9 protein-coding genes are annotated in these 10,371 nt (G+C 62.8%); 3 read left to right on the top strand and 6 right to left on the bottom strand.

The window, feature by feature from the left end; all coding sequences use genetic code 11:
* The first annotated feature begins 48 nt into the window (after positions 1 to 48).
* Entirely contained in the window at positions 49 to 318 is a 270-nt protein-coding gene (locus tag DV520_RS11695) for a hypothetical protein (RefSeq protein WP_117142980.1), read from the top strand.
* 90 nt (positions 319 to 408) lie between these two features.
* Here DV520_RS11695 and DV520_RS11690 read toward each other — a convergent pair whose 3' ends face one another.
* Both DV520_RS11690 and DV520_RS11685 read right to left on the bottom strand, forming a co-directional pair.
* The gene (locus DV520_RS11690; protein WP_117142979.1) at positions 409 to 1,395 is read right to left on the bottom strand and encodes an S-layer homology domain-containing protein; all 987 of its coding nucleotides are present in this window, start codon (positions 1,393 to 1,395) and stop codon (positions 409 to 411) included.
* A 161-nt stretch (positions 1,396 to 1,556) separates the two neighbouring features.
* Positions 1,557 to 1,874: a hypothetical protein gene (locus DV520_RS11685; protein ID WP_021919833.1), complete on the bottom strand. Its 318-nt coding sequence runs from the start codon at positions 1,872 to 1,874 to the stop codon at positions 1,557 to 1,559.
* Between the two features lie 223 nt (positions 1,875 to 2,097).
* Here DV520_RS11685 and DV520_RS11680 point away from each other — a divergent pair, with 223 nt between their 5' ends.
* Both DV520_RS11680 and feoB read left to right on the top strand, forming a co-directional pair.
* A complete protein-coding gene (locus DV520_RS11680; RefSeq protein WP_021919832.1) occupies positions 2,098 to 2,361 on the top strand; it encodes a FeoA family protein in 264 nt (87 codons plus the stop codon).
* Complete coding sequence (feoB, locus tag DV520_RS11675; RefSeq protein WP_117142978.1) at positions 2,355 to 4,385, top strand: ferrous iron transport protein B; 2,031 nt, start codon at positions 2,355 to 2,357, stop codon at positions 4,383 to 4,385. Before DV520_RS11680 ends, feoB begins: the two co-directional genes overlap by 7 nt.
* 87 nt (positions 4,386 to 4,472) lie before the next feature.
* Here the strand turns inward: feoB and DV520_RS12700 are convergent, their stop codons facing one another.
* From DV520_RS12700 to DV520_RS11655, 4 genes are all read right to left on the bottom strand, one after another.
* Entirely contained in the window at positions 4,473 to 7,520 is a 3,048-nt protein-coding gene (locus DV520_RS12700; protein ID WP_117142977.1) for a response regulator, read from the bottom strand.
* 98 nt (positions 7,521 to 7,618) lie between these two features.
* On the bottom strand, positions 7,619 to 8,815 hold the full coding sequence (locus DV520_RS11665) for a vWA domain-containing protein (protein ID WP_021919358.1): 1,197 nt from the start codon (positions 8,813 to 8,815) through the stop codon (positions 7,619 to 7,621).
* Positions 8,816 to 8,859: 44 nt separating this feature from the next.
* Complete coding sequence (locus DV520_RS11660) at positions 8,860 to 9,693, bottom strand: AAA family ATPase (RefSeq protein ID WP_021919357.1); 834 nt, start codon at positions 9,691 to 9,693, stop codon at positions 8,860 to 8,862.
* 186 nt (positions 9,694 to 9,879) lie between these two features.
* Entirely contained in the window at positions 9,880 to 10,236 is a 357-nt protein-coding gene (locus DV520_RS11655; protein WP_242984701.1) for a fluoride efflux transporter FluC, read from the bottom strand.
* Positions 10,237 to 10,371: the final 135 nt, after the last annotated feature.

Raw genomic sequence — 10,371 nt, 5'->3', positions numbered from 1 at the left:
CGCCGCACTGCGGCAGGGGCCGTTTTTTACCAATGGGAGGTCTGGACGATGAAAAAATGGATGCTTCTCCTTCTGGCCGGCCTGGGCGTTGCCTTGGCGGGGTTCTACTTTGCCGGAGGTTTGTTTGTGGGGCTGCTCGGCAGCGGCGAGGCAGGGGTTGATCTGACGGTTGGCCTGCTGCTTTTCCTCTGTATCCTCGTGACGGTCTGCACCGGCCTTATACTGTCAAAATTAGACGCCTTGAAAAAGCAGTTGGGCCAGAGAGACCCTGTGGGGGACGCTTCTGACCAGGGCCAAGAGCTGGCCCGGGAGGAATGAACGGCGGTTCCACAGCAACATCCCAAAGCCCCTGCCGGGTTCCAAGGAACCGCGGCAGGGGCTTTTTTAGTGCATGGGACCCAGGAGGGGTCATTTACGCAGACCAAAGCTCTCCATCCAATCCAATGGGAAATACGCATCGCCCTCCGAGGCGGGCTCTGTGTAGTGATGGTCGATCCCGTTTTGGGAAAGGAGAAGGCAAACCGAGGTCCCGTCGGTCAGGTGGAGGTCCGCAAAGAAGTAGAAGCCTCCGGCAGGCCGGGGATTTTCCTGGACGGTGTACGTGAAGGCGTTTACCTTCTCTAAAAACCGCTGGATCTCCGCCGGGTCTGTTATCATTGCCTGGAGGCCGCTGCCCTGCTGAAGACGGATGGAGCGCACGTCCTCCGGAGAGAAGCGGTACAGCTGGGCCGGGTTTCCCTCCACCAGGCAGTCATACTGACGCAGAAGGTGGATCATTTCGCCCCGGGTGATGGGGCCTTGCGGCAATAGCTCCCGCGCGTCTCCCTCCTGGCGGAAACCGGACAGGAAAAGGTCTCCCACCGCCCAGGCCATGGCGTCTTGGGCAAAGGCGCTGACCGACTGGGCATCGGCAAAATCCGCCAGGGTGGTGACATTGTTTTCCCCCACCTGTTCCGGCACGCCGTGGCGGTCCACTAAGAGGCGATACAGGGTCGCGGCGAATTCCTCTCGGGTCATGGGGTCCCCGGGGCGGAACGCGGTTTCCGTTTTCCCCGTGATGAGACCGGCCTGAACACACCAGGCAACACCGTCGGCATAGTAGGCGTCTGCGGGGACATCGGCAAAGCCGGAGGTACCCTCCACCGCCGGAGAACCGGCGTAACGGTACAGCACGGTCACCGCCATGGCCCGGGTGGCGGTATCATCGGGGGAGAGGGTGGTGGAAGAGGTCCCTGTAAGAATCCCTGCTTCCTGGGCCCAGGTCATCTGACACTCGGCCCAGTGGCCGTGGATGTCTGCAAAGGGGGCGTCTGCTGCTGCATACGCCGGGGCGCAGAGAGACAGCAGAAGCAGCAGGCAGAGGGGCAGGACGAACCGTTTTTTCCGTCGTTTCATGGTGTTGGCTCCTTTCTGCTCTTTGGAATCTATGTTTATAGTGTACAAGAAAAAAGCGGAAGGATCAATATGGATTGGATAAAAATTATGGAAGCAACCCCCTCCTGCGCATTAAAAGCGCAGGAGGGGGTGTCTTATGCGTTTGGATTGGAGACTTGGAATTACGCCAGATTCTTTTGGGAAGAAGAAGTCTCGACAAATTCCTCTTTGTCTATGTCCAACTGATAAAAATGGGGGTTAGAAGCATCAGCATATTGGACAACGAAGGTCCAGTCTTCTGGCGTAAATAGATCGTGCCACGTCCCAGGACGCTGAATAGAAATCAGAAGAGAATCTTCCTTCAATTGCCGCTTGATTTGCTCTGTGAGATTGGTTTCCATATAGGATAAAGCAGGTGGATTGATCGCCAGGAAGAAATACGCGGCAAAGCCCAGACAGGCAACCAGAGCGATCAGGATTCCCGCAACGGTTTTTTTCATGTGAGAAGGTCATCCTCCTTTCCATGCGTTGGGTTTTGTTGGAATAGATCCATAGATTTGGCAACTCGAACAAAAATCTTATCTATTTCAGATGATAGTTGATGAATATTGGAAAGTCAATACGTGGTTTTCGAAAATGGCACAATGCAATGATCTTGCTGTCATTTCCCCGCGCGGGTCCGCATAGGATGGAGGGACAACCCACAAAAGGAGGATGCGGGCCATGACCTTGGATCAGGGGAAGGTGGGACAAGTTTACACGGTGACCCGGGTGGGCGGGCAGGGGGCGGCCCGACGGCGGCTGTTGGACTTTGGCGTTCTGCCGGGAACGGTGGTGGAGATCATCCGGGCGGCGCCTTTGGGGGACCCGGTGGAGCTTCGGCTGCGGGGGTATACCTTGACCCTCCGGCGGGCTGACGGCGCTCAGGTGACGGTGGAGCCCGGCCGGCAGCTCCGGCGGGAGGAGGGGAGGGACTGGATATGGTGACCATTGCCTTGGCCGGCAACCCCAACGCCGGCAAGACCACCCTTTTTAACGCCCTCACCGGGGACAACCAGTTTGTGGGCAACTGGCCCGGGGTGACGGTGGAGCGGCGGGAGGGAGGCTGGCGGGAGGACCCGTCCGTCCGGTTTGTGGACCTGCCTGGGGTGTACTCCCTCTCTCCCGACACCCCGGAGGAGGTGGTGACCCGGCGGTTTCTGGTGGAACAGCGCCCCGATGCCCTGCTGAACCTGGTGGACGGGACCAACCTGGAGCGCAACCTCTACCTCACCACCCAGCTGCTGGAGCTGGGGATTCCCATGGTGGTGGCGGTAAACCGGGCGGACCTGCTGGAGCGGCGGGGCCAGAAACTGAACCGGGACCTGCTGTCCCGGCGGCTGGGGTGCCCGGTGGTGGTTCTCTCCGCTGCCCGGGGCACCGGCGTGGCGGAGGCCGCCCAGGCGGCGGCAGCGGCGGCCCGGCGTGGGGAACCGGTCAAACCGGCGCCGTTGTTTCCGCCCCGCGCCCGCCGGGCACTGGAGGATGTGGAGATTCTGGCATCGGATCACCTGCCCGCCGCGGGACGGGCCTGGTACCTGGTCAAGCTCTTTGAGGGGGACCAGGCGGTGGACCAAGCCCTGGGGGTGGGACTGGCGCTGCGCCAGCGGCTGGAGGTGGTGATTGCCGCCTGTGAGAGGGACCTGGAGGACGACCGGGAGGAGATCATTGCCGCCGGCCGGTATGCCTTTGCGGGCACGCTGGCCCGGCGCTGTCTGACCCGGGGGCAGGGGGGCCAATCCCTGTCCCAGCGTCTGGACAGGCTGTTGCTCCACCGGGTTTTGGCCCTGCCGCTGCTGGCGGTCATTCTGCTGGGGATGTTCTGGGTCTCCATCTGCCTGGTGGGGGGCTGGGCGGAGGGGGCCAGCCAGACGCTGTGGCAGGGGTCCTGGACCTTTTTGGGCCGGGAGCATCTGGGGGTGGTGCCGCTGCTGGCCTACGGCCTGGAAAAGCTCTCCTGCGCCCCCTGGCTCACGGCGCTGCTGGTGGACGGGGTGGCGGCTGGGGTGGGGGCAGTGTTGGTCTTTCTGCCCCAGCTGGCAACGCTGTTCCTGTGTCTGACCTTTCTGGAGGGATGCGGCTACCTCTCCCGGGGGGCCTATCTGCTGGACAGGGGGGTGCGGCGGTTTGGCCTGTCGGGGAAATCGGTGGTGCCCTATGTGCTCTCCTGCGGCTGCGGGGTGCCGGGCATCCTGGCCTGCCGGACCATCCGCCGGACCAGCTGCCGGCGGCTGACCGCCATGACCGCCACCTTTCTGCCCTGTGGGGCCAAACTGCCGGTGATCGCCCTGGTGGCCGGGACCGTGATTCCCGGGGGCTGGTGGGTGGCGCCCCTGGCCTATCTGGTGGGGGTGGCGGCGGCGCTGCTGTCCAGCTGGCTGCTGTCCGGCAGCCCGTGGTTTCCTCGGGAGGACGTGCCCTTTTGGATGGAGCTGCCCGATTACCGTCTCCCGCCTCTGGGGGAGCTGCTGCGGGGGACTGGCCAGCGGCTGGGGGCCTTTTTGCGAAAGGCGGGGAGCCTTTTGCTGCTGGCCTCGGTGGCGGTGTGGTTTGCCGCCAGCTTCGGCTGGGAGCAGGGCGGGTTTGGTGAGCTGTCCAGCGGGGCGTTGTCTGGCAGCCTGCTGGCCGGGGTGGGGCGGTATCTGGCCCCACTGTTTGCCCCCTTGGGATGGGGGGACTGGCGGCTGGTGGTGGCCGCGTGCAGCGGGCTGCTGGCCAAGGAGAGCATTGTGAGCACCTTGGGGGTTCTCTGCCCCGGGGGATTGGCCGGGCTGTCCCTCACGGTGCCTGCGGCCCTGTCGTTTCTGCTGTTCAATCTCCTCTGCGCCCCCTGCCTGGCGGCCCTGGCCGCCCTGCGCCAGGAGATGGCCTCCCCCCGGCATTTTTGGTTCGCGGTGGCCTATCAGACCGCGTTGGCCTGGCTGACCGCCTTTGGGGTCTATCAGGTGGGAACGCTGCTCCTCCGGCTATAACCCCTTCCCAGGGGGAGGGCAGGGTGTGCCACGGAAAAGAGGAAAAACAGCACCAGCGCCCACGACAAAAGGGGGCGCTGGTGCTGTTTACAGAAAGGACAAGGTTTCGTTCAGGGCCTGGCACCGGGACAGGAGAGCGGGGGTGTCCGATGCGATTGTTTCCAAGTCCTCGGACCGGCCGGCCATCTCCAGGGCTTCAGCCTGGTCTCCCAGGTCCATGGCGCCAATCCACCGGGCGGCGCTTTTCAGGCTGTGGACCTCGATGACGTAGTCCTCCCAACGGCCCTCGTCCCAGGCCTGGCGGATGCGCCGGAGGCGGCCGGGGATCTGCTCCCGGAAGAGGAAGAGGGTTTTCCGATAGACCTGGCCGGTGCCGCAGTAGGACATGCCCCGGGCCACGTCGATGTCCGGCAGGTCCCGCAGGTCCTCGGGGATGGGCTCGGCCACCAGGGCGCCCAGGGGGAGGGCGGGGGCCTTCTGCTTGTCCTCTGGAACCCAGGCCCGGAGCACATCGTCCAATTTGTCCAGCTCCACCGGCTTGGAGATGTAGTCGTTGAAGCCGCTCTGGAGGAATTCCTCCCGGACCCCTTTCATGGCGTTGGCGGTGAGGGCGATGATGGGGACCACGGCGAAGTAGGGGTCTTTCCGGCCCATGTCCCGGATGCGCTGGGTAGTCTCCACCCCGTCCATCTCCGGCATCATGTGGTCCATGAGGACCAGGTCGGGCCACACCTGGGTCATCTGGCGCAGGGCCTCCTGCCCCGAGCGGGCGGTGTAGACCTCCATCTCGTAGGGGGCCAGCAGGCCCTGGCAGACCTTCAGGTTCAGGGGCTGGTCATCCACCACCAGGACCACGGCCTCGGGGGCGGTGAAGGAGTTGCGGTTCTGGTTGTTCTCCCGCTGTTCTCCCTCCCGGTAGGGGCCACAGGGGGTAGGGTCGATGACCTTCTGGGGCAGGCGGACCCAGAAGTTGCTGCCCACGCCGTAGGTGCTCTCCACCCCCAGCTGGCCGTGCATCAGCTCTGTCAGCTGCTGGCAGATGGGCAGGCCCAGGCCGGTGCCCTCAATGTGCCGGTTGGCTTTGCGGTCCAGCCGGCCATAGCTTTGGAAGATATAGGGCAGGTCCTCCTGGCGGATGCCCACGCCGGTGTCCTCCATGTGGATGACCAGGCTGCCGTCCTCTCCCTGGGGTTCCCAGGTGACGGTGAGGGTGATGGTGCCCTCCCGGGTGTATTTGATGGCATTGCTGCCCAGATTCATGATGATGTGGCTGATGTTCACGTCGTCCCCGTAAAGGGTGGCCGGAATGGTCTCGTCCACCTGGGCCCGGAAGGTCAGTTTTTTCTCCTGGGCCCGCATCCGCAGGATGGTGATGGTGTCGTGGAGGGTGGAGAGCACATGGTAGGTCTCTGGGGTGATCTCCATTTTCCCCGCCTCGATTTTGGACAGGTCCAGAATGCTGTTGATGTTCTCCAGCAGGATGCGGCCGCTGCCCCGGATGTCCCGGAAGCAGTTGTCTTTCTCCTCCGCCGCCTCCTCCCGCAGCCCCAGCTCCGACATGCCCAGAATGGCGTTGAGGGGGGTGCGGATGTCATGGCTCATGTTGGCCAAAAATTGGCTCTTGGCCTGGCTGGCGGCCTCGGCGGCCTGGGCGGTGATCCGGGCCTTCTCCTCCTCCTGCCGGAGGTTGACGGTGGCGGTGTCGTCCTCGAACACCCACAGGGTTTTTTGCTGTTCTTGGCTGTAACCGGGCATGGCGAAGACCCGCAGCCGGAGCCAGGTGTCGTTCTTCTTCCGGTAGAGCAGCTCCACCTGGTGCTTTTCCGCCAGATGCCGGCGAATGTTATCGTAGTTGGTGACCTCCCGGAAGGCGGGGACATAGGCGGGGTCCATCAGCTCCTGACAGTACAGGTCCAGGGCCCTGCTCTGGCAATGGTCTGTCCGGCTGAGCAGGTCGGCGTAATACCGGGGGACCTTGATGCTGCGGGTCTGGTCCGCGGCCAGGTCCACCACGTAGATGCCCTGGTAGTACTCCGAGATCACGTGGACAAAGTCCAGCTCCTCCTCGGATTCCACCAGCTTTTTGGCCTGGAGGAAGAGGATGTGCTCCTTCTCCTCCAGCTGCCGTTTCTCCTCCAGCTGCCGCATCTTGGCCTGGGTGACCTGTCGGATAAAGACATTGCACTTGGCCTGGCGGGTGCCGGGGTCCCGGAAGTAGTAGAGCTCGGCGGCGTGCCACTCATAGCCCGGGGCCCGGTCCACCTTTACCCGGTACTCCTGAAGGGCCGGGGGACGGCCCGCCAGGAAGGTGGACAGCAGGGCCGAGCGTTCCATGGACTGGCAGTACTGCTCCCAGTCCCGGGGATGGATGGTGGGGCCGATGTAGTCTCGGATAAACACGCTGTACGGAGCGTGCGCCCCGGCCCGCTGAAGCAGGTCCTGGTAGGTCTGGGTTCCCCAGAGCAGCCGCCAGGTGTCCTCCTCCAGGGCGATTTCCAGCCCGGCCATGGTGCTGTCCATCATCCGGGTGAGGAGCTTGGAGGCCTCCTCCCGGCGGTGGCGCTCCTTGACCTTCTGGGTCACGTCCCGGATGGTGCCGATGGCGGTGGTCTCCTCATTGTCGGGCAGGGGCTCCATCCGCAGCTGAATCCAGGTTTCCTCCTGGTCCATGGTCTGGAACTCCACTTCGCTGTCCTGGCCCAGGGCGGCCTGCTCCAGGGCGGCCAGGAAGGGGGCCTCCCACTGGGCGGAGCAGTTGAGGTAGGACAGCAGGCGGCGAGGGGTTTCCAGGGTGGTTTTCAGCTGCCCGCCCTGGCCCTTGCCCGGGGAGAGAACCCGGATCATCCCGTCGGGGAGCAGCTCAAACAGACGCACATCCCCCCCGGGAAGGGCGGCGTTCATCAGGAAGTTGCTCCGGGCTACCTCCTGGTCCAGCTTGTCCCGGTCGCTGCGGTTGCGGATGAGCTGATACAGCAGCACCGCCACCGCGGACAGGGCGTAGATGAGGACCAGCAGGTTGTATTCAATTTCCAGCTGCAGCACCACCGTCAGGCCCACAAAGCTGACCCCTAAGATCATCAGGTTTCGCAGCAGGCCCATGGTGCGTTTTTGCAGTTTTCTGCCCGGTTTTTTCATGGGGCGGTCCCCCCTCTCTCAGAGTTCCGGCGTGAAAACAGCCCGCCGGGGGCCGGGAGGCCCCGTGCCGGCGGACTGTCGTGGCGTTTTGTGGCAGGTTATCGGGCCGACACCAGTTTTTTCAGGCCCCGTCCCAGCCCCTCCACGGTGAGCTGGTACATGTCCACGGTGTTGCGGATCATCTCAATGGTCTGGTAGCCGTAGTCATACTCCCACATGGCCTCGGGGATGGGGTTGAACCACACCATTTTTTCAAAGCGGCTGTGGAAGCGGTTGAGCCAGGTCAGGCCGGTCTCGGCGTTGTAGCGGTTGTAGTAGGAGCTGCCCCCCACCCAGGTCAGCTCCGAGGGGGCCATGGAGGCATCTCCCACCACGATGACCTTGTAGTCCCGGCTGAGGTTGTTGATGACCCACTGGGTCTGCACCGACTCCCCATACACGCACCGGGGACCGGTGTAGAGCTCAGAGTACCAGCAGTTGTGGAAGTAGAAGATTTTCAGGTCCTTAAAGTTGTTGGCCCGGTTCACCGCCTGGAAGAGCTGGCTGCACAGACGGGCATAGGGGGTCATGGACCCGCCGGAGTCGAAGAGGACCATGACTTTAATGTCATTGGTCCGGGGCCGGTCAAACTCCAGCTGGAGATAGCCGGCGTTGTTGCAGGTCTCGTCGATGGTCCGGTCCAGGTTGAGCACGTCCATGGGCCCGTCCTGGCGGGTGGTCATCTGGCGCAAGCGGCGGAAGGCCAGCTGGAAGGACCGCTGGTCCAGCACGTTGTCCTCTCGGAAGTCCCGGAAGTCCCGCTCCCCGGCCACCTGGAGGGCGTGGCGGTGCTGGCTCTTGCCCCCCACCCGAATGCCGGTGGCGGCGTAGCCTGAGTGGCCCATGGTGGAGGTACCCCCGGTGCCCACCCAGTACTGGCCGCCGTCGTGGCGCTCGTGCTGCTCCTGAAGGCGCTCCTCCAGCATCTGGCGGAGCTTTTCCAGGTCGTAGGTGGTGCGGGCGTCCACCTCGTCCTTGTCGTATTTCTTCATGTTCTTGGGGTCATGGAGCCAGTCCATGAGCTCCTGGGGGATGTCCTCGATATGCTGAATCCGGTCGAAATAGTCCAGGAAAACCTCGTCGAACTTGTCAAAGTCGGCCTCGGTTTTGATGAGGATGGCCCGGCTGAGATAGTAGAACTCCAGCAGACTGTTCCGGCACAGCCCCTTCTCCAAGGCGTCCATCAAGGACAGCCATTCGTTCATGGACACGTTCAGCCCCCGTGCGCGCATGAGGTAAAATAAATCAATAAACACAGTGGCCTCCTTTTATGAAACTTGGCGGACAGGTCCGGGGCGCTTTACCAGCGGTATCCGTTTCTGACGCGGTTTTTGGCGTTTTTTACCGCGGTGAGGTCCTCGTTCTTTTTCAGGAGGATGCCGGCGTAGGGCAGCTCGTTTTCGATCTTGTCCGGGTCCACCCCGCCCAGGCGGAGGGCCTGGAGCCAGTCCAGCAGCTCCGAAGTGGAGGGCTTTTTGGCCACGGTGGGCAGGTCGCGGATCTGATAGAATGCCTTCATGGCCATCTCCAGCAGGTGGTCCTCAATGTTGTTGTAGTGGGCGTGGACGATGTCGGCCATCATGTCCTGGCTGGGGAAGGCGATATAGTGGAAGATGCACCGGCGCAGGAAGGCGTCGGGCAGCTCTTTCTCCGCGTTGGAGGTGATGATGACGATGGGGCGCTGCTTGGCGGCGATGGTCTCTTTGGTCTCGGGGATGTAGAACTCCATCTTGTCCAGCTCCCACAGCAGGTCGTTGGGGAACTCCAGGTCGGCCTTGTCGATCTCGTCGATGAGGAGGATGACCTGCTCGTCGGCGGAGAAGGCCTCCCCCAGCTTGCCCAGCTTAATATACTTCTTGATGTCATCCACCCCTTCGCCGCCGAACTGGCTGTCGTAGAGCCGCTGGACGGTGTCATAGACATACAGGCCGTCCTGGGCCTTGGTGGTGGACTTGATGTTCCAAATGATGAGCTTTTTGCCCAGGGCCTCGGCGATGGCGTCGGCCAGCATGGTTTTGCCGGTGCCGGGTTCCCCCTTGATGAGCAGGGGCTTTTGCAGGGCGATGGAAATGTTTACAATCCGCAGCAGGTCCTCCGAGACCACGTACTTGCTGCTTCCCTTGAATTCGTTCATGGCGCTGTCTTCCTTTCCTTTGTCAATTGGGTATGGTTTATGACAAAAAGTCATAGAGGGAGCGATACATATAATCCTTTTTATTTTACCACGAAAAGCAACAAAAGTCATGGGATTTTCCCTGACCGCTCCGCCAATTTTGCCTGCCGCGGCCGAAGGTTTTTTGTCAGATGGGGAAAACACCGTTTAAGCGATGAGGTGCTTTCCCAGCCACACCCCGGCCAGGCAGAGGGTCACGCTGAGGAGTACGTACCCGCCGAAGAGCACCGGCCGGCCGTCCTCCAGCAGGACCAGGGATTCCAGGGAGAACGTGGAAAAGGTGGTAAAGCCGCCGCACACCCCCACCCGCAGAAAGAGCAGCAGTGTGGGGGAGAGGTTGGCCCAGCGCTGGCCGGCTCCCACCACCAGGCCGATGAGGATGGCGCCCAGCAGGGTGGGCAGGGGAAAGGCGCCCCGCTGGAGCACGGGGAGCAGGCTCATGCCGTACCGGCACACCGCCCCCAGCGCGCCGCCGGCGCCCACGGCAAGACAGTTGCAGAACAAAGGCGATCCCTCCCGGTGGCCTGTCTGGGGGGACAGGCGGTTGTTGTCACCTCAGTATACCATATCCCGGGGGAGGGGGGAAGGGGGAGTTCCCGGCGCTGTTGGAGCGGGTGGGGGAGTTGGCTCTCCCGGGCG

It is taken from the genome of Evtepia gabavorous, assembly GCF_003425665.1.
GTDB classification, from domain to species: domain Bacteria; phylum Bacillota; class Clostridia; order Oscillospirales; family Oscillospiraceae; genus Evtepia; species Evtepia gabavorous.
This window is presented reverse-complemented; position numbering and strand designations above follow the sequence as displayed.